Annotated in this window: 21 protein-coding genes and 1 tRNA gene; 12 read left to right on the forward strand and 10 right to left on the reverse strand. The window is 64.9% G+C overall.

Features of this window, described 5'->3' with window-relative positions; translation table 11 throughout:
* Nucleotides 1-106: 106 nt before the first annotated feature.
* Nucleotides 107-313: an LPS translocon maturation chaperone LptM gene (lptM, locus tag ACLE20_RS08585; RefSeq protein ID WP_410939842.1), complete on the reverse strand. Its 207-nt coding sequence runs from the start codon at nt 311-313 to the stop codon at nt 107-109.
* Nucleotides 314-390: 77 nt separating this feature from the next.
* A complete protein-coding gene (gene argH, locus ACLE20_RS08590; RefSeq protein WP_410939843.1) occupies nt 391-1,794 on the reverse strand; it encodes an argininosuccinate lyase in 1,404 nt (467 codons plus the stop codon).
* Between the two features lie 83 nt (nt 1,795-1,877).
* Between argH and tlpA the strand changes: the two genes are divergently transcribed.
* A complete protein-coding gene (gene tlpA / locus ACLE20_RS08595; RefSeq protein WP_410939844.1) occupies nt 1,878-2,555 on the forward strand; it encodes a thiol:disulfide interchange protein TlpA in 678 nt (225 codons plus the stop codon).
* A 121-nt stretch (nt 2,556-2,676) separates the two neighbouring features.
* On the opposite strand, the gene ACLE20_RS08600 is transcribed toward tlpA, so the two are convergent.
* From ACLE20_RS08600 to ACLE20_RS08620, 5 genes are all read right to left on the reverse strand, one after another.
* Nucleotides 2,677-3,549 carry a 3-hydroxybutyryl-CoA dehydrogenase gene (locus ACLE20_RS08600; RefSeq protein WP_410939845.1) on the reverse strand — a complete coding sequence of 291 codons (873 nt, stop codon included), beginning with the start codon at nt 3,547-3,549 and terminating at the stop codon, nt 2,677-2,679.
* A 149-nt stretch (nt 3,550-3,698) separates the two neighbouring features.
* The gene (locus ACLE20_RS08605) at nt 3,699-3,929 is read right to left on the reverse strand and encodes a hypothetical protein (protein ID WP_410939846.1); all 231 of its coding nucleotides are present in this window, start codon (nt 3,927-3,929) and stop codon (nt 3,699-3,701) included.
* A 97-nt stretch (nt 3,930-4,026) separates the two neighbouring features.
* Nucleotides 4,027-4,209, reverse strand: a complete 183-nt coding sequence (locus ACLE20_RS08610) for a hypothetical protein (RefSeq protein ID WP_410939847.1) — start codon at nt 4,207-4,209, stop codon at nt 4,027-4,029.
* Nucleotides 4,210-4,441: 232 nt separating this feature from the next.
* Nucleotides 4,442-4,705 carry a hypothetical protein gene (locus ACLE20_RS08615; protein WP_410939848.1) on the reverse strand — a complete coding sequence of 88 codons (264 nt, stop codon included), beginning with the start codon at nt 4,703-4,705 and terminating at the stop codon, nt 4,442-4,444.
* A gap of 87 nt (nt 4,706-4,792) precedes the next feature.
* Nucleotides 4,793-4,877, reverse strand: a tRNA-Leu gene (locus ACLE20_RS08620).
* A 202-nt stretch (nt 4,878-5,079) separates the two neighbouring features.
* Here ACLE20_RS08620 and ACLE20_RS08625 point away from each other — a divergent pair.
* Nucleotides 5,080-5,667, forward strand: a complete 588-nt coding sequence (locus ACLE20_RS08625; RefSeq protein ID WP_410939849.1) for a YqaA family protein — start codon at nt 5,080-5,082, stop codon at nt 5,665-5,667.
* 22 nt (nt 5,668-5,689) lie between these two features.
* Nucleotides 5,690-6,220, forward strand: coding sequence for a disulfide bond formation protein B (locus ACLE20_RS08630; RefSeq protein ID WP_410939850.1), 531 nt, complete (start codon nt 5,690-5,692; stop codon nt 6,218-6,220).
* Nucleotides 6,221-6,275: 55 nt separating this feature from the next.
* Here the strand turns inward: ACLE20_RS08630 and ACLE20_RS08635 are convergent, their stop codons facing one another.
* Together ACLE20_RS08635 and ACLE20_RS08640 are read right to left on the reverse strand one after the other, a co-directional pair.
* Nucleotides 6,276-6,833 (reverse strand): HNH endonuclease, encoded by a 558-nt coding sequence (locus tag ACLE20_RS08635; protein ID WP_410939851.1) that lies wholly within the window; start codon nt 6,831-6,833, stop codon nt 6,276-6,278.
* A 94-nt stretch (nt 6,834-6,927) separates the two neighbouring features.
* A complete protein-coding gene (locus ACLE20_RS08640; protein WP_410939852.1) occupies nt 6,928-7,620 on the reverse strand; it encodes a DNA-3-methyladenine glycosylase family protein in 693 nt (230 codons plus the stop codon).
* Nucleotides 7,621-8,033: 413 nt separating this feature from the next.
* Here ACLE20_RS08640 and gluQRS point away from each other — a divergent pair, with 413 nt between their 5' ends.
* Complete coding sequence (gene gluQRS / locus ACLE20_RS08645; protein WP_410939853.1) at nt 8,034-8,921, forward strand: tRNA glutamyl-Q(34) synthetase GluQRS; 888 nt, start codon at nt 8,034-8,036, stop codon at nt 8,919-8,921.
* Here the strand turns inward: gluQRS and ACLE20_RS08650 are convergent.
* On the reverse strand, nt 8,886-9,869 hold the full coding sequence (locus ACLE20_RS08650) for a YihY/virulence factor BrkB family protein (RefSeq protein ID WP_410939854.1): 984 nt from the start codon (nt 9,867-9,869) through the stop codon (nt 8,886-8,888). The genes gluQRS and ACLE20_RS08650 overlap by 36 nt on opposite strands.
* A 148-nt stretch (nt 9,870-10,017) precedes the next feature.
* Between ACLE20_RS08650 and ACLE20_RS08655 the strand changes: the two genes are divergently transcribed.
* The 8 genes from ACLE20_RS08655 (at nt 10,018) to ACLE20_RS08690 (ending at nt 16,827) form a co-directional block, all read left to right on the forward strand.
* Nucleotides 10,018-10,851 carry an SDR family oxidoreductase gene (locus ACLE20_RS08655; protein WP_410939855.1) on the forward strand — a complete coding sequence of 278 codons (834 nt, stop codon included), beginning with the start codon at nt 10,018-10,020 and terminating at the stop codon, nt 10,849-10,851.
* A 24-nt stretch (nt 10,852-10,875) separates the two neighbouring features.
* On the forward strand, nt 10,876-11,073 hold the full coding sequence (locus ACLE20_RS08660) for a twin transmembrane helix small protein (RefSeq protein ID WP_410939856.1): 198 nt from the start codon (nt 10,876-10,878) through the stop codon (nt 11,071-11,073).
* A gap of 1 nt (nt 11,074) precedes the next feature.
* Nucleotides 11,075-11,653, forward strand: coding sequence for a cob(I)yrinic acid a,c-diamide adenosyltransferase (locus ACLE20_RS08665; protein WP_410939857.1), 579 nt, complete (start codon nt 11,075-11,077; stop codon nt 11,651-11,653).
* A 44-nt stretch (nt 11,654-11,697) separates the two neighbouring features.
* The gene (locus ACLE20_RS08670) at nt 11,698-12,492 is read left to right on the forward strand and encodes a rhomboid family intramembrane serine protease (protein ID WP_410939858.1); all 795 of its coding nucleotides are present in this window, start codon (nt 11,698-11,700) and stop codon (nt 12,490-12,492) included.
* Nucleotides 12,493-12,748: 256 nt separating this feature from the next.
* Entirely contained in the window at nt 12,749-13,498 is a 750-nt protein-coding gene (locus tag ACLE20_RS08675) for an electron transfer flavoprotein subunit beta/FixA family protein (RefSeq protein ID WP_410939859.1), read from the forward strand.
* Between the two features lie 101 nt (nt 13,499-13,599).
* Nucleotides 13,600-14,529, forward strand: coding sequence for an electron transfer flavoprotein subunit alpha/FixB family protein (locus ACLE20_RS08680; RefSeq protein WP_410939860.1), 930 nt, complete (start codon nt 13,600-13,602; stop codon nt 14,527-14,529).
* Between the two features lie 358 nt (nt 14,530-14,887).
* A complete protein-coding gene (locus ACLE20_RS08685; RefSeq protein ID WP_410939861.1) occupies nt 14,888-15,103 on the forward strand; it encodes a hypothetical protein in 216 nt (71 codons plus the stop codon).
* Between the two features lie 80 nt (nt 15,104-15,183).
* Nucleotides 15,184-16,827 (forward strand): AMP-binding protein, encoded by a 1,644-nt coding sequence (locus tag ACLE20_RS08690; RefSeq protein ID WP_410939862.1) that lies wholly within the window; start codon nt 15,184-15,186, stop codon nt 16,825-16,827.
* The last annotated feature ends 21 nt before the right edge of the window (nt 16,828-16,848 follow it).

Genomic DNA, 16,848 nt, shown 5'->3' on the forward strand with positions numbered 1-16,848 from the left:
GCATGATGGTCTTGATCGATGACTTCGCCTGCTGAAGCGGTTTCGGGATCAGGCCGAACGTCCGCGGCGTGATCGAACCGCGCGCCGCTCCCGGTGTCGCGGGGCGCTAGAGAAGCGGGTCGAGGGCGAAGCGGCGCTCTGGCACCGTCTTGCTGGCGTCGTTGCCCTTCTGGTTCACAGCGGCGGCCGGCGTGCTCGGCGGATCGAGATCGCCCTTGCGGCCGCAGCCGGACAGCGCGAGCGAAAAGGTGGCGGCGAGAAGCGCCGTTGCGCCGAGAAGGGGAAGCCGGGGGCGCTGGGGCCGGGAGGGCATGGGGATCGTCCTTGAACGAGCGGTCGGAATGGCCGCCGGACTGGTCGGCGGCACGGGATGCGAAGGCTTATACTGGATCAGTTGCGCGCGCGCCACCAGGCGATCTGCCGGCGAACCTCGGAGGGGGCGGTGCCGCCATAGGAGGTGCGGCTGGCGACCGAGGCCTCGACGCTCAACACGTCGAAGATGCCGGCGGTGATGCCGGGATGGAGCGTCTGCAGCTCTTCGAGCGAGAGGCTGGCAAGGTCGCAGCCCTTGGCCTCCGCCATGGCGACGGCCCGGCCGGTGACGTGATGGGCATCGCGGAAGGGCAGGCCCGCTTCCCGCACCAGCCAGTCGGCGAGGTCGGTCGCGGTCGAATAGCCGGAGCCGGCAGCGGCCTTCATGCGCTCCACCGAGACGGACAGGTCGCGCACCATGCCGGTCATGGCAGCGAGTGCCAGTTCCAGGCTCTCGGCCGCGTCGAAGACCTGTTCCTTGTCTTCCTGCATGTCCTTGGAATAGGCGAGCGGCAGACCCTTCATGACCGTAAGCAGCGCGATCAGCGAGCCATTGATCCGGCCGGTCTTGGCGCGCACCAGCTCGGCCGCATCCGGGTTCTTCTTCTGCGGCATGATGGAAGAGCCGGTGGAAAAGGCATCGGAGAGCCGCACGAAGCCGAATTGCGGCGTCGACCAGATGACGATTTCCTCGGCCAGCCGCGAGAGATGCACAGCGGTGATCGACGCGATCGACAGGAATTCCAGCGCGAAGTCGCGATCAGACACGGTGTCGATCGAATTGCGGGTCGGCTCGCGAAAGCCCAGCGCCTTGGCTGTCATGTGGCGGTCGATCGAAAAACCGGTGCCGGCGAGTGCCGCGGCGCCGATCGGGCTTTCGTCCAGATGCTCCATGGCATGGCGCACCCGCTGCCGGTCCCGGCCGAACATTTCCACATAGGCCATGCAATGATGGCCGAACGTCACGGGCTGCGCGGTCTGCAGATGGGTGAAGCCCGGCATTACCGTTTCCGCATGCTCTTCCGCCCGGTCGAGGAAAGCGGCAATCAGGCCGGTCAGCGCCGTCTCGGTGCGCTGCAGCTCTTCCTTCACCCAGAGGCGGAAGTCGAGCGCCACCTGGTCGTTGCGCGAGCGCGCAGTGTGCAGCCGGCCGGCAGCCGGGCCGATCAGGGCCGCGAGCCGCGACTCCACGTTCATATGAATATCTTCGAGGCGGCGGGAGAACTCGAAGCGGCCGGCCTCGATCTCATCGCGGATGGTCGTCAGCCCCTCGACGATCGCTTGCCTGTCCGCCTGCGAGATGATGCCCTTCTCGGCGAGCATGGTGGCGTGCGCGATTGAGCCGCGGATGTCCTGGGCGTAGAGCTTCTTGTCGAAGTCGATCGAGGCGTTTATTTCCTCCATCACCGCGGCGGGACCGGATGCGAAGCGGCCGCCCCACATCGCGTTCGAAGTCTTCGTCTCGGATGACTGCTCCGCCATTTCTCTTGCCCGCCTTGAAATTGCCCGGCTGGGGACGGACCCCTGACGGGAGGATCACATGGACCCGACATGATGGACCCGACATGACAGAAAAGACTTCGCGCCGTTCCACCGTCGGATTGCTCTCGGTCGCCGCCCTTTTGGGCGTGCTCGCCGGAGCGGCTGGGGTATACGTGATGGAAAGCCGGTCTGGCAATGGCGCCGCCTCGCAAACGGCGGGGGCCGGTCAGTGCCAGGCGGCGAAGGACCGGCTCGCGAGCTTGACGCCGCTGATGAAGGGCCAGGTCGCGGCCATGACTCCGGTCGATCCTCCACGCCGGCTCGATCAGCTGACCTTTAAGGATGGAAGCGGCGCCGAGCGGCGGCTGGCGGATTTCGCGGGCCGCAGCGTGCTTTTGAACCTCTGGGCCAGCTGGTGCGTGCCCTGCCGCGAGGAGATGCCGGCGCTGGACGCGCTCGAGAAGGCGGAGGGCAATGCGAAGTTCGAGGTCGTGGCGGTCAACATCGACACCGGCAGCGACGAGAAGCCGCGCGCCTTCTTGGCCGAGACGGGGGTCGCGGCGCTGAAGCCCTATCGCGATGCCTCCATGGGTGTCTTCAATGCGCTGAAGCGTGAAGGCCTCGCATTCGGACTGCCTGTCACCCTGCTCCTTGACGATCAAGGCTGCCTGCTTTCGGCCATGAACGGGCCGGCCAACTGGAACAGCGCCGAAGGACGAGCACTCGTCGCCGCTGCGCGTGATGGCGGGGTAAAACCCTGATCGCGCTGCGCCGCGGAGGCTCGTTCTTAAGCCAAGCGTCAGAAAGCGGACGGTGCTTGCTCCCCTTCCTCAAGCGCCCATTGGCCTCCATCGGCCAAGTTGGGCTTGAGGAGGGCGATCGTCAGCGTGTCGGCACCGGCGTTTCGCCGCGATAATCGTAGAAGCCGCGGCCGGATTTGCGGCCGAGCCACCCGGCTTCGACATATTTGACCAGCAGCGGGCAGGGTCGGTACTTGGAATCGGCCAGCCCGTCATGCAGAACCTGCATGATCGAAAGACAGGTATCGAGCCCGATGAAATCGGCCAGCTGCAGCGGCCCCATCGGGTGGTTGGCGCCGAGCTTCATCGCCGTGTCGATGGCATCGACGCTGCCGACGCCTTCATAGAGCGTGTAGATCGCCTCGTTGATCATCGGCAGCAGGATGCGGTTGACGATGAAGGCCGGGAAGTCCTCGGCAACGGTGATCGTCTTGTCGAGCGTCGAAACGAAAGCCTTGGCCGTGGAGAAGGTCTCCTCCTCCGTCGCGATCCCCCGCACCAACTCGACGAGCTTCATGACCGGAACCGGGTTCATGAAGTGGATGCCCATGAAGCGCTCCGGCCGGTCGGTGGCGGAGGCGAGGCGGGTGATGGAGAGCGAGGAGGTGTTGGTGGCGAGAATGGTCTCGGGTTTCAGCACCGGGCAGATCTGGCCATAGATGCGGCGCTTGACCGTCTCGTCCTCGGTCGCCGCCTCGATCACCAGGTCGGCGGGCGACAGGTCGTTGAGATCGACGGACCCCTTGATCAGCGCCAGGGCCTTCTTCCGGTCCTCGTCCGTCAGCTTCCCCGATGCCACCTGGCGCGCCATGTTGCCGTTGATGGTGGCGAGCCCGGTCTCGATCCGCTCCGGCGACACGTCATAGACATGCACCTTGTATCCGGCCATGGCGGAAACCTGTGCAATGCCGCAGCCCATCTGTCCGGCGCCGACAATTCCGACATTCTTGATCATCAGACGGTCTTTTCCTCGTCGCAGTCGCTTGGAAGCGGGGCCGGAAGCCCCGGCTGGGAAAGTGATAGAGGGTCGAGGAGGGTTTTTCCAGTCTCTTCGCACGAGCGAAGCCACGAAGTTGCCACAATCCGTGAAGGGTCACCGGTTGGTCAGTCCTCGGCGCTGAGCTCGAGGAATTCCGGCTTCTTGATCTGCTTCACTTCCACCTCGTAGCTGCCCATCGGCATGCCGTCGATCACGACATCCTCTACCGTGATGGTCATGATGCTGAACTCGCCGGTTTCGAGGTGGACGCCTGCCACATGTTCCGCGAGGCGATTGGCGCTTTCCTCGACCTCGCTGGGCACGAGGCGGTGAAGGGTGAAATGAGGCTGAGACATGGACGACTCCGGTGCGCAGCAGGCGCGCTGGAAGCGGCGGCCCTGCTGACGAAGAGTGTGCTGGATTAGCGGCGCGCGCACAAGCGGCAGATGGCCCTTAGACGAGCGGGTTGCGACGGCTCTGTTCGCCGCGATTGAGCACGTCGGCAATGTCCTGCGCGTCTTCCCGGTCGAGGCCCACTAGATCACGCCCGTCGGAGGCGGCGGGAAGCCCGGTCTGATCATCGATAACAGCGAAGCGCTCGCCATCCTGGCGCCGCACGGCGTAGCGGTTTTCCATGCGCCGGTCCTCAAAGCCAGAGAGGCCATCCACCCTCACATGCACCCAGCGGCCTTCGATCGGAGGCGGAGGAGTAAGCCAAGACAGACAGCGCCAGAACGAAAACATCCCATCCTCATCAGACCATCGGTCCCATCAAAACTCCGGCACCTCCCGGTCATGATGAACCAAAATCTAAGCGAGGTCACGCCCGACGGGTGGGAAACCGCCGGGTCGTTTGCATTCCCGACGATTAGTCGCGGTTGGCGGTCACCGGCGGTGGCACATGGCCGCGATGGTGGGTCGGATTGGTGTCCGGCTCGCCTTCCACCAGCGGCTCGTCGGTGCCGCTTGCGGGCCCGAGCGGCAGGGGCGGCCTGGTAGGCTGCGACGACGTCGTTTCCGGCGCATCGGCAGGCTGCGGCTGACGCTCCATATCGAGCGCCGACGGCTCCGTCTGGTTGTCGCTGCCAAAACCGGCGTTCCGGGCAAGATCGGCATTGCTGGCATCCGTCATGGGGTGCTCCTCTCTGTTCAAGGGCAAAACCCACGCGGGGCCGACTGGTTCCAGGAGGGCGGATCTGATCGGTGGTGTCGGACGATCTGGTGCCCCATGCCGGGGTCGAACCAGCACTCCTTTCGGAACTCGATTTTGAGTCGAGCGCGTCTACCAATTCCGCCAATGGGGCACGGAGGTAGCGGGAGAGATGTATACGAAGGGTCGAAAGCCGGTCAACGGCATTTTGGCAACCGAAGCGGACAAAAGCCATGTCTGCATGGCTTCCATGCAAGGCCGGTGATTTACACGCGCCGCCGCCCGGCCTAGAAAACGGCGTGGCCGGTTCCGGTCGGTGTCCTCCTGCCCCTCCTGAGCAAGACAAGGTTTCCTGTATGCTGCGTCGCCTGTACGACTGGACCATGTCGCTTGCCGCCCGCAAATCCGCGGAAGTCTGGCTCGCGATCATCGCTTTCGTTGAAAGCTCCATCTTCCTCGTTCCGGCCGACGTGCTGTTTCTGCCGATGGCGCTGGCCAGGCCCCAGAAAGCCTGGCGCTATGCCCTGATCGCCACCGTTGCCTCCGTGCTCGGCGGCATCGCCGGCTGGTATCTCGGCCACTATGCCTATGAGGCGCTCGCCAAGCCGATCCTCGCCTTCTATGGCAAGCTGGAGGCCTTCGAGCAGCTGAAGAATTCGGTCGGTTACGAGACCCTGGTTCTGCTGCTGGTCACCTCGGGCCTTGCTCACCTGCCGCCGATCAAGGTGGTCACCATCCTCTCCGGCGCCGCCAATATCAATCTCGGCGTCTTCATCGTCTCGGCGATCATCGCGCGCGGGGCACGGTTCTATCTTATCGCCTGGCTGCTGAGGCGCTATGGTGAGGGCATCCGCCATTTCATCGAGAAGCGTCTCGGTCTTCTGGCGGGCATCGTGGCGGCTGTGCTGATCGTGATCTTCGTCGGCTACCGCCTGTTCATCTGACAGGACCTCGCAGGCCGATATCATGACCATTCCCTCCTCCACTGCCGGCCTTGCCGCCCGCCGTTCGCCGGCTCTGGCCTTTGCCGCGCTCGTCACCCTTGGCATGGCTGTCACCGTCGGCACCGCGCTCGGCTTCGAGCATCTCGGCGGCTATATTCCCTGCGCGCTCTGCCTCATGCAGCGCGAACCCTATTACTTCGGCATCCCGGTCGGGCTGCTGGCCATGCTCAGCGCCGCCTTCGGCCTGCCGCGCTGGCTGACGCAGCTTCTGCTTATCGTGATCGTGGTGATGATGCTGGTCGGCGCCGGCATCGGCGTCTATCACGCCGGCGCGGAATGGGGTTTCTGGGAAGGGCCATCCAGCTGCTCGACCACGGCCCAGGGCATCTCGTCCAATGTGGGCGATCTGCTCGGCGATCTCGACAGCAAGCACGGCCCCTCCTGCACCACCGCCGCGCTGCGGGTGCTCGGCCTCTCCTTTGCCGGATGGAACGTTCTGGCGAGCTTGGCGCTCGCCGGTGTCGCGGCCCTGGGCGTGGCCAAGGCGCGCTAAGCGCCGTCCCGCCCACGGGCTCGATGGGCAGGCGTCCTGCGGCTGAGATCAGCCGTCAGGGCTGAAGTTCGACATCCCAGTAGAGATAGTCCATCCAGCTTTCATGCAGAAAATTGGGCGGGAAGAGCCGGCCATTGTTGTGCAGGTCCTGCACGGTCGGGTGATAGGGCTTCTGATGCGGAAACATGCCAGCCTGGCGCGGCATCTTTCCGCCCTTGCGCAGATTGCAGGGCGAACAGGCTGCCACGACATTTTCCCAGGTCGTCTGCCCGCCGCAGCAGCGCGGGATCACATGGTCGAAGGTCAGGTCGTCGGGCGAGCCGCAATACTGGCATTCGAACCGGTCGCGCAGGAAGACGTTGAAGCGCGTGAAGGCCGGGTGGCGCGAGGGCTGAACATAGCTTTTCAGACAAACGACGCTCGGGAGCTTCATGGAGAAGCTGGGCGAAGAAACCTGGTGCTCGTACTCGGCGAGGATGACGACACGATCAAGAAAAACCGCCTTGATCGCGTCCTGCCAGGACCAGAGCGACAAGGGGTAATAACTCAGCGGCCGGTAATCAGCGTTCAGCACGAGCGCCGGGAGGGCCTGAGGAGAGACTGCAATCGTCAAGTACGTGGACTCCTGATCGATTCGGCATCTGCCCTTCTATATTAGGCGTGTTACGTCAAGATTGTGAAGCCGAAACCCGAAGGGCACAAAAGATTCATTGCATTGGGTTTTTTGCCTGAGCCTCGGCCGTGGAAACCCCAGGCGCCGGGGCACCGCGGCGGCCCATGGCGGTCGCATAATAAGCCCAGAAAAGCCGCGCCGCGACACTTCGCCACGGCGCCCATTTCGTCGCAATGAGGCTCAGGGCAGCGGCTGATGGTCGCTCGCCCAAGCCGAGGCCATGCGCGACCGCCGCTTGCAGCGCGACATCGCCGCTTGGGAAAATATCGGGATGGCCGGCGCAGAACAGGAGGTAGACCTCCGCCGTCCAGGGCCCGATGCCGGGAAGGGTGCAGAGGTTTCTCATTGCCGCTTGCGCTTCGTCTGTGCACAGCGATACGAGATCGATCCGCTCTTCAAGTACGGCCTCTGCCGCATGGCGAAGCGTCAGGATCTTGGCGCGCGACAGGCCATCCGCCCGAAAGTCCTCGTCGCTGGAGAGGGCAACCGCCTCGGGACCCACCGCACCCATTCGCGCTTCCATCCTCGACCAGATGGCCGCGGCGCTCGCTTTCGAGATCATCTGCGAGACGATGATGAAGGCCAGCCCCGCATAGCCCGGCGCGGTGCGCCGCAACGGTATCTCGCCGGCTTGGGCGATCACCGGTGCAAGGCGCGGATCGTCACGCAGCAGAGCCTCGAGCCCCAAAGCGATATCCGCATGGGTTTCGATCAACGCTGCCGTCATGGGCCCTGCACGGTGTCGTGCGCATATGCGCTATGCTTGAAATGCATGATGTCTCGGCCGACTGTGGAGGAGTGGCAGCCGGGGCGCAAACCCCGGCTACCTTTCGCTATAGCAAGAAGTGGACCCGCACGGTGATCTGCCAGCGCGTGCGGGTCTTTCTTATCTCAAGCGTGATGCTCAGGGGACAGAAACCCATCCCATCACTCCTCATCGATGGCATGGCCTTGTTCCCAGGTCTGGAAGGCGCATCGACCCCGAGGCCCCGGCTGGCGCGGAACATCTGCTTTTGCCATCCATGGCTGATCATAGCGCGATCAACGGGGAATTTTAAGAAGACCTAATTTAATGGTTGTCGGCTTTGAGGTGAGCATCACCCTCTTTTGGCCCTCGTCGCCCTGTGCGAAACATGGCCTATGCCGGATGCCCCCTCCCGCCCCGTCTTTCGCTTCGCGCCAAGCCCCAACGGGCCGCTTCATCTCGGCCATGCCCTGTCGGCGCTGATCAATGAGAGCCGCGCAGCCGAGATTGGCGGAAGGTTGTTGCTGCGGATCGAGGATATCGACCCGGCGCGGTGCCGGCCGGAATTCGAGACGGCGCTCAAGGCGGATCTCGACTGGCTGGGCTTTGCCTATGAGCGGCCCGTGCGCCGCCAGTCCGAGCATCTGGACGCCTATGATCGGGCTTTCAGCACGCTGCAATCGGCCGGACTCGTCTATCCCGCCTTTCTGTCGCGCGGCGAGATCAAGGCTCGGGTCGCGCAAGTCGAGAGTGCCGGCGCCAGCTGGCCGCGCGATCCGGATGGCGCGCCGCTCTACCCGGGACCGGAACGGGACTGGAATTCTGCGCAAAGAGCGGCCGCGCTTGCGACTGGCCGCCAGCATGCCTGGCGGCTCGATATGGCGAAGGCGGTGACTGCGGTCGGCATCGCACTCGCCTGGAGCGAAAGCGGGGAGGGGCCGGGCGGGCAGACCGGCGAGATCGTCGCTGCGCCCGAGGCCTGGGGCGATGTCATCCTCTCGCGGCCGGACGCACCGTCGAGCTATCATCTGTCGGTGGTGGTGGATGATGCGCTACAGGGCGTCTCCCATGTGGTCCGCGGGCGCGATCTCTTTCACGCGACATCCGTCCACCGCCTGCTGCAGGTGCTGCTCGGCCTGCCGGTTCCGCTCTATCATCATCATCGTCTGCTGCTCGACGCCCACGGCCGCAAGCTTTCCAAGAGCCAGGGAGACACTGGCCTGACGGCGTGGCGGCTTTCCGGCCGTTCAGCGGCCGAGCTTCGCCGCTTCCTTCTCGGCTAGTTCGGCATCCTGCGCCTTGGCGACCGCCACTTCGGCCACCTCGTCCGCCGCCTTCTCTTCGGCCGGTGCGGGCGGCGTTGCGCGCGTCCCGCGGAAATGGCTGATCACCATCCGCTTGACCTTGTATTTCATGATCGCCGCATTGATCTCCGCCCCGATGATGAAGATCGCGCCGGCCATGTAGAGGAAGACCAGCACGATCATGATCGAGGCGAGGCCGGCATAGGTCGAGACGTAATTGGCGAAGGTCGAGAGATAGGAGGCGAAGGCATAGGCGCCGATCGACCAGGCGATCAGCGTCACCACCACGCCCGGCAGCACGTCCATGATCTTGCGCCGGCCATCGGGCAGATAGAGATGTGAGATGATGAGGCCCGCGGTCAGCACGACCAGGGCCAGCGCCGCGCTCCAATTGTCGACGACAGCCAGCAATTCGTCGAGCCAGGGCAGCCATCGGTCGGCATAGCGGAGCGCCAGCGGCACCACGACCAGCAGGATGCTGACGGAAGCGAGCACGATCGTGCCCGCCAGCACGAAGCCGAGGCTCGCCAGCCGCGTCATGTACCAGGCCCGGCTTTCGGCGACGCGATAGGCGCGATTGAGCGAGACGCGCAGCGCCTCCACCCCATTCGAGGCGAAATAGGCGGCCGCGAGCACCGAAAGGGTCAGAAGGCCGCCGCGCGGGATGGTCAGCACCTGCACGATCTCGTCGGCCAGCGGCCGGGCGATCGATGGCGGCCAGGTGTCGAAGATCAGGTGCACCGCCGTTTCGGCGAACTGGTCGGCGCCAAGGAAGCTGCCGAGCGCCGTGCCGAAGATCAGGAAGGGGAAGACGGCGAGCAGCGAGGAGAGCGCCACATGGCTCGCCATCGCCCAGCCGTCATCGTCGCTGAAGTGCCAGATCGCATCGAAGACCACCTTCCAGGCCACGCTCAGATAGGACGGCATCCGGTTTCCTCGGTCGACGATGATCAATGGTATCGAGAAGCTTCAAGGACGGCTTACGGACAGACCGCAATGGCAGATTGTCACATTCCCTCGAATATGGGAAAGCTCGCCTTCTTTTCCACTCCCGCAAGTCAGCAGCGAGCCGCGCATGGCAGACCGCCCCTCGATCATCGTCACCGGCTGCTCCTCGGGCATCGGCGCCTATTCGGCGCGGGCGCTCAAGCGGGATGGCTGGCGGGTCTTCGCCACCGTGCGCCGCGAGGAAGACCGGGCCTCTCTGGAAGCCGATGGCATCGAAACCTTCCTCATGGATTACACGCAGGCCGAGTCGATCGAGCGGCTGGTGGCCGAAGTGCTAGCGCGCACCGGCGGTCAGCTCGATGCGCTGTTCAACAACGGTGCCTATGGCCAGGCCGGGGCGGTCGAGGACCTGCCGGTGGAGGCGCTGCGGCTGCAGCTCGAGACCAATGTCATCGGCTGGCACGATCTCACCCGCCGGGTGGTTCCCGTGATGCGCGCCCAGCGCCATGGGCGGATCGTCCAGTGCTCCTCGATCCTCGGCATCGTGCCCTATCGTTGGCGCGGTGCCTATAATGCCTCGAAATTCGCGCTCGAAGGGCTGACGCTGACCTTGCGCATGGAGCTTGCCGGCACCGGCATCGGCGTCAGCCTGATCGAACCCGGGCCAATCGCCTCGCGCTTCACCGCCAATGCTCTGGCCTCGGTCGAGCGACATATCGATGTTGAGAACTCCGTCCACCGCGAGGAATATGCCCGGCAGCTGCGACGCCTGCGCGGCGAGAGCGGGCCGGCCCGCGGCAAGCTGGGTCCGGAGGCCGTCTATGCGGCGCTCAAACAGGCGCTGACGGCAAAATCGCCGAAACCGCATTATATCGTGACCCAACCGGCCAAGCAGGGCGTACTTCTCAAGAAGCTCCTGCCGGCAGCCCTCTTCTACCGCATCATCGGCCGGCTCGGCTGACCTCGATCAAATCGGACATCGCCAATGAATTCCTTTCTCACCGGCCTGACCCTTCTCGTCATGGGCCTCGTCGTGATCGTTCTGATCCGCGGGCTCTTCCATATGGCGAAGGGCGGCAGCGGCAACACGTCGAACAAGCTGATGCAGGCGCGCGTGCTGCTGCAGGCGATTGCCATCGCGCTCATTATGCTGACACTATGGATCACTGGCGGAGGCCGCTGAGATGGTGCGCCTGAACCGGATCTACACCCGCACCGGCGACGACGGCACCACGGGCCTGACGTCCGGCCCGCGCCGGCTGAAGAACGACCTGCGCGTCGAAAGCTACGGCACGGTGGACGAGACCAATTCGGCGATCGGCACGGCGCGGCTCTCGACGGCGGCCGATCCCATCCTCGATGGCATGCTGATGCGGATCCAGAACGATCTCTTCGATCTCGGTGCTGATCTCTCGACGCCGGATACGGGCGAGACGCTTGCCTTCCCGCCGCTGCGCATCGTTCCGGCCCAGGTGCTGCGGCTCGAGGCCGAGATCGACCAGCTGAACGGCGAACTCGATCCGCTGCGCTCCTTCGTGCTGCCGGGCGGCAGCCCCGCCGCTGCCCATCTCCATCTGGCGCGCACCATCGCACGGCGGGCGGAGCGGCTGATGGTAGCGCTGGCGCATACAGAGGGCGAGCATGTCGGCACGCCGGCACTCGAATATGTCAACCGCCTGTCGGACTTTCTCTTCGTGGCGGCCCGCTTCGCCAATGACCGGGGTCGGGCGGACATCCTCTGGGTGCCGGGCCAGAACCGCTAGGCGAGGGCGGTCGCCCGGATCATGCCTGTGCAAGGGAGATGCGAGTGTTCATTCCGCTGCATGATGCGAACACGCTGAAGCACATCCGTCTGCAATATGTGACGATCGCGATCATCCTCGTGAACATCACCGTCTTCGTCCTGACCGGGCCGCCCGTCGTGAGCGAGATGCAGGCGAATATGGATCTGCTCCGCTTCGGCTATGTGCCGGCGCTCATCTTCGGCGACGCGACGCTCGCGCCGGACCTGGCCGTCATTCCGGAGCCGGCCACCTTTCTCACCTATGCCTTCCTGCATGGCGACATCTGGCATGTCGGCACGAATATGCTGTTCCTCTGGGTCTTCGGCGACAATGTCGAAGATGCGCTGGGCCATGTCCGCTTCCTCCTGTTCTACCTGCTGTCGGCCGCCGCGGGTGCGCTCTTCCATGGTCTGCTCAACCCGGAGTCCCAGGCGCCGCTGATCGGCGCTTCGGGTGCGGTCTCCGGTGTCGTCGCGGCCTATCTGGTGCTGCATCCGCGGGTCCGCGTCTGGGTGCTGGTGTTTTTCCGCATCCCGCTGCCGCTGCCGGCCTTCGTGCCCCTGCTGTTCTGGATCGGCCAGCAATTCTATATGTTGGTCGTCGATCCGACGGCCGATGTCTCCTGGGGCGCCCATGTTGGCGGCATCGTCACCGGCCTTGGCCTGGTCTTCCTGCTTCGCCGCCGCGAGGTCCCACTGCTCGACCGCCGCCTGGTCACGCCGCTGTCCGTGATCGATACCGGCCGCCCCGCACCGGGTCCTTGGGGGCCTCGCGCGCTCTCCAGCCGGTCCTTTTCTAGCAAGGACGACCGAAGTTAAGCGCACGGTCGCCTTGCAAGGCGCTATCCCGCCATGCGGGAGTTTCGCGACGCTGCGACAGAGCGCCTCGCCAGGCGCACTTGATCGTCCTTCGAATGACGTGTACGTCAACGTCAGTCGGCATCGTACGGACCGGGGAGGGTCGGTCGCGGCGATTGAATTTGGAGCGAAAACGCGTATCCATGTCGCCAACCGACAATCGGCCCTGCCGGTGATGGAGCATGGTCTCCGGACTGATTGAGAGGAACGCTATCCCATGAAAATTCTCGTGACCGTCAAGAGGGTCGTCGATTACAACGTCAAGATCCGCGTGAAGCCGGATGGCACGGGCGTTGAGCTTGCCAATGTCAAAATGTCGATGAACCCCTTCGACGAGATCTCGGTCGAGGAGGCGCTTCGTCTGAAGGAAGCGGGCAAGGCCGAGGAGGTCGTCGTCGTCTCGATCGGCCCGGCCAAGGCGGAGGAAACGTTGCGCACCGCGCTTGCGATGGGCGCCGACCGGGCGATCCTGGTCGAGACCGACGAGGCGGTCGAGCCGCTCGCCGTCGCCAAGATCGTCAAGGGCGTTGCGGAGGTCGAGAAGCCGGGCCTGATCATCGTCGGCAAGCAGGCGATTGACGACGACAGCAACCAGACCGGCCAGATGCTGGCAGCCCTGCTTGGCTGGAGCCAGGGCACCTTTGCCTCCAAGGTCGAGCTCGGCGCCGACAAGGCCACCGTCACGCGCGAGGTCGATGGCGGTCTGCAGACGATCGAAATCAGCCTGCCGGCCGTCGTCACCACTGACCTGCGACTGAACGAGCCGCGCTATGCCTCGTTGCCCAACATCATGAAGGCCAAGAAGAAGCCGCTCGACAAGAAGAGCCCGGCCGATTTCGGCGTCGACACCAGCCCGCGACTGAAGGTCTTGAAGACCGAAGAGCCAGCCGGCCGCCAGGCAGGCGTCAAGGTCAAGTCCGTGGCCGAACTGGTCGAGAAGCTGAAGACCGAAGCCGGCGTGCTTTGAGGCAGGGTTATCCTTCGCCCAAGCCGCGCATTCGAAACAGACGTTAAGACAGGCGACCCGGCGGGCCGATGGCCCCAGGCGCCAAGATGAGGAAATCGATCATGGCCATTCTCGTTCTGGCTGACCACGATGCCAGCACCGTTTCCGACCAGACCGCTCGCGCAATCACCGCTGCCGGCGCGATCGGCGGCGAGATCCATCTGCTTCTGGCCGGGACCGGTCTCGACGCCGCCGCCGCCCATGGCGCGACGCTCGCCGGCGTGTCCAAGGTGCTGACGGCGGAAGGCGAAGCCCTTGGCCATGGTCTCGCCGAGCCGCTCGCCGATCTCATCCTGTCGCTCGCCGGCTCCTATGACGTCATCCTGGCGCCGGCCACCTCGCTCGGCAAGAATGTGCTGCCGCGCGTGGCTGCCTTGCTCGACGTCGCACAGATCTCCGAAATCGTCGAGGTCGTCTCCGCCGATACGTTCAAGCGGCCGATCTATGCCGGCAATGCCATCCAGACCGTGCAGTCGAGCGATGCCAAGAAGGTGATCACCGTTCGCACCGCCGGCTTCGCACCGGCCGCGGATGGTGGCCAGGCGGCAGTCGAAGCGGTTTCCGTGCCTGCCGGTGCGTCGCTGTCGAGCCACGTTTCGGATGCGCTTTCCTCCTCCGACCGACCGGAACTGACCTCGGCCAAGATCATCGTTTCCGGCGGCCGTGCGCTCGGCTCGTCGGAGAAGTTCCAGGAGGTCATCCTGCCGCTCGCCGACAAGCTCGGCGCTGCCGTCGGCGCTTCCCGCGCGGCGGTCGATGCGGGCTATGCGCCGAACGACTGGCAGGTGGGCCAGACCGGCAAGGTGGTCGCCCCGCAGCTCTATATTGCCTGCGGCATTTCCGGCGCGATCCAGCACCTGGCCGGCATGAAGGACTCCAAGGTGATCGTTGCCATTAACAAGGACGAGGAAGCACCAATCTTCCAGGTGGCGGATTACGGCCTGGTCGGTGACATCTTCGAGATCCTGCCGGAGCTCGAAAAGGCGCTCTAACCGCTCTCGGTCCACGAATTTTCACACGGCGCGTCGGCAACGGCGCGCCGTTTGGCGTTGGCGATCAGGCAGGAAAGCTGGGGGGGGGCGTGGGCGCCGAGGAGGCCGTGTCCAGGCTGCATGAGCCAAGGGGGGTGCGCGGACGCAAGACTTACCGCGCGTAAGTGGATCATGCCGAAGAAGTCTAAAGGTCGGGTAAACGCAAGAGCCAACAGACAGCCGATCGGGCAGAGGCGTACCGAAATCATGCAAGACGAAGGCAAATGTTAAGGCCGAAAGGAGACACGGCGCTGCGCTATGGAACAGCGCGGCGCCGTTCCTGCTTTCCCTGCCATCACATCGTGCAGAAAGGTCGTCCATGTCGCGCTTAGAACCCTTCAGCCCGCCCCAGTCCGAGGTCGAGATCGTCGAGGCGGCTGTTCTCTCCCTCTGCGCCGAGCGCAGCATCACGCTTCGCAGCCAGGCTGGTCTCGGCATCGCCGGCGCCGCCATCGACCTCTTCTGGGCCGGGTACCGAACCCAGGAGGCGCTGCGCGCGGCGTTGTCGACCGGTGGGGAGTTGAGCCCGGCCTGATCCGCCGTGGCAGTGCGAAAAATTTGATCTTGCCGGGGACGGAGTGTTAGCTGCTGCAGCATGAAGTTCGCGGATCACCGATGCTGCCTGACCGACCCACTTATGACGCGCTGATCCGGGACTTTCGCTGGGAGATCCCGGCCCGCTTCAACATCGGCACGGCCGTCAGCGATGTCTGGGCGGCCCGCGAACCGGATCGGATCTGCCTTCAGCATTTCGATCCGCAGGGCGCGCACCGCAGTTTGACATTCGGCGCTTTCGCCCGGTCATCGTCGCGCTTTGCGGCCGGTCTCGCCGCCCTCGGCATCCAGCCTGGAGATCGGGTCGCCATTCTCCTGCCGCAGGGGTTCGAAGCGGCCATCGCCCATGCGGGCATTTATAAGCGCGGGGCGATCGCGGTCCCGCTGGCGCTGCTCTTCGGCGTCGAGGCGCTGGAGTTTCGCCTGCGCGATGCCGGCGTGGCGGCGATTATCACCAACGGCTTCGGCTATCAGAGGATCGCCGCCCTGCGGGCGAGCCTGCCGAAGCTGCGCCACGTCATTTTGGCGGGCGCTACGGGAGAGAACACCGAAGCCTTCGAGGCGCTGGCGGAAGGCGCAAGGGAGGGGTTTCGCGCCGCCGATACCGGCCCGGACGATCCGGCGCTGATGATCTACACCTCCGGCACCACCGGCCCCCCGAAGGGCGCGTTGCACGGGCACCGCGTGTTGCTCGGTCACCTGCCGGGGTTCCAGTTCCACCATGGCGGCTTCCCGCAGCCGGGCGACCGGATGTGGACGCCGGCCGACTGGGCCTGGGCAGGTGGGCTCCTCAATGCGCTGTTGCCGTCGCTCACTTTCGGCGTCCCGGTCGTGTCCTCGCCTGCGCAGAAATTCGATCCCGACATGGCGTTCCGCATCATCGAGACCATGCAGGTGCGCAATGCCTTCATTCCACCGACGGCGCTGCGGCTGATGGCGGCGGTGGAGGATCCGAAATCCCGCTATGCCTTCGATCTGCGCAGCGTCGGCGCGGCCGGTGAAGCCCTGGGGCGCGAGACCTATGAGCAGGCCAGTGCCGCGCTCGGCGTGCCGGTCAACGAGTTCTACGGCCAGACGGAGTGCAACATCGTGCTCTCCTCGGGCTCAGCCTGGGGCGTGCTGAAGCCGGGCTCGATGGGCAAGGCCGCGCCCGGCCATCAGGTGGCGATCATCGATCACGACGGGCGGCCGCTGGGACCTGGAGAGCCCGGCCAGGTGGCCGTCCGCCGCCCGGATCCGGTGATGTTCCTCGGCTATTGGAAGCAGGAGGCGGCCACGGCCGCCAAGTTCATCGGCGAGTGGATGACGACCGGCGACCAGGGCGTGATGGATGAGGAAGGCTATGTAACCTTTTTCGGCCGCGACGACGATGTGATCACCTCATCCGGCTATCGCATCGGCCCGAGCGAGGTAGAGGATTGCCTGGTCGGCCATGAATCGGTCGCCATGGCCGCCGTGGTCGGCAAGCCCGACAGGCTGCGCACCGAAATCGTCAAGGCCTATGTCGTTCTCGTGGACGGCGTCGTGCCCGACGAGGCGCTGAAGCAAGAGCTCGCCGCCCATGTGAAGGCACGGCTCTCCATGCATGAATATCCGCGCGAGATCGCCTTCGTGGACAGTCTGCCGCTTACCACCTCGGGCAAGATCATCCGTCGATTGCTGCGCGATGAGGCGCGCGCGGAAGCCCTGGGCGAGGCACGGTGAGCGTCGCCCCGGTGCAGGGCC

Source organism: Rhizobium sp. YIM 134829, assembly GCF_046546455.1.

Bases quoted from the DNA above. Each gene is read 5' to 3' on its own strand.
- lptM (WP_410939842.1), bottom strand. From the start codon at position 313: ATGCCCTCCCGGCCCCAGCGCCCCCGGCTTCCCCTTCTCGGCGCAACG.
- argH (WP_410939843.1), bottom strand. From the start codon at position 1,794: ATGGCGGAGCAGTCATCCGAGACGAAGACTTCGAACGCGATGTGGGGC.
- tlpA (WP_410939844.1), top strand. From the start codon at position 1,878: ATGACAGAAAAGACTTCGCGCCGTTCCACCGTCGGATTGCTCTCGGTC.
- ACLE20_RS08600 (WP_410939845.1), bottom strand. From the start codon at position 3,549: ATGATCAAGAATGTCGGAATTGTCGGCGCCGGACAGATGGGCTGCGGC.
- ACLE20_RS08605 (WP_410939846.1), bottom strand. From the start codon at position 3,929: ATGTCTCAGCCTCATTTCACCCTTCACCGCCTCGTGCCCAGCGAGGTC.
- ACLE20_RS08610 (WP_410939847.1), bottom strand. From the start codon at position 4,209: ATGGAAAACCGCTACGCCGTGCGGCGCCAGGATGGCGAGCGCTTCGCT.
- ACLE20_RS08615 (WP_410939848.1), bottom strand. From the start codon at position 4,705: ATGACGGATGCCAGCAATGCCGATCTTGCCCGGAACGCCGGTTTTGGC.
- ACLE20_RS08625 (WP_410939849.1), top strand. From the start codon at position 5,080: ATGCTGCGTCGCCTGTACGACTGGACCATGTCGCTTGCCGCCCGCAAA.
- ACLE20_RS08630 (WP_410939850.1), top strand. From the start codon at position 5,690: ATGACCATTCCCTCCTCCACTGCCGGCCTTGCCGCCCGCCGTTCGCCG.
- ACLE20_RS08640 (WP_410939852.1), bottom strand. From the start codon at position 7,620: ATGACGGCAGCGTTGATCGAAACCCATGCGGATATCGCTTTGGGGCTC.
- gluQRS (WP_410939853.1), top strand. From the start codon at position 8,034: ATGCCGGATGCCCCCTCCCGCCCCGTCTTTCGCTTCGCGCCAAGCCCC.
- ACLE20_RS08650 (WP_410939854.1), bottom strand. From the start codon at position 9,869: ATGCCGTCCTATCTGAGCGTGGCCTGGAAGGTGGTCTTCGATGCGATC.
- ACLE20_RS08655 (WP_410939855.1), top strand. From the start codon at position 10,018: ATGGCAGACCGCCCCTCGATCATCGTCACCGGCTGCTCCTCGGGCATC.
- ACLE20_RS08660 (WP_410939856.1), top strand. From the start codon at position 10,876: ATGAATTCCTTTCTCACCGGCCTGACCCTTCTCGTCATGGGCCTCGTC.
- ACLE20_RS08665 (WP_410939857.1), top strand. From the start codon at position 11,075: ATGGTGCGCCTGAACCGGATCTACACCCGCACCGGCGACGACGGCACC.
- ACLE20_RS08675 (WP_410939859.1), top strand. From the start codon at position 12,749: ATGAAAATTCTCGTGACCGTCAAGAGGGTCGTCGATTACAACGTCAAG.
- ACLE20_RS08680 (WP_410939860.1), top strand. From the start codon at position 13,600: ATGGCCATTCTCGTTCTGGCTGACCACGATGCCAGCACCGTTTCCGAC.
- ACLE20_RS08685 (WP_410939861.1), top strand. From the start codon at position 14,888: ATGTCGCGCTTAGAACCCTTCAGCCCGCCCCAGTCCGAGGTCGAGATC.
- ACLE20_RS08690 (WP_410939862.1), top strand. From the start codon at position 15,184: ATGCTGCCTGACCGACCCACTTATGACGCGCTGATCCGGGACTTTCGC.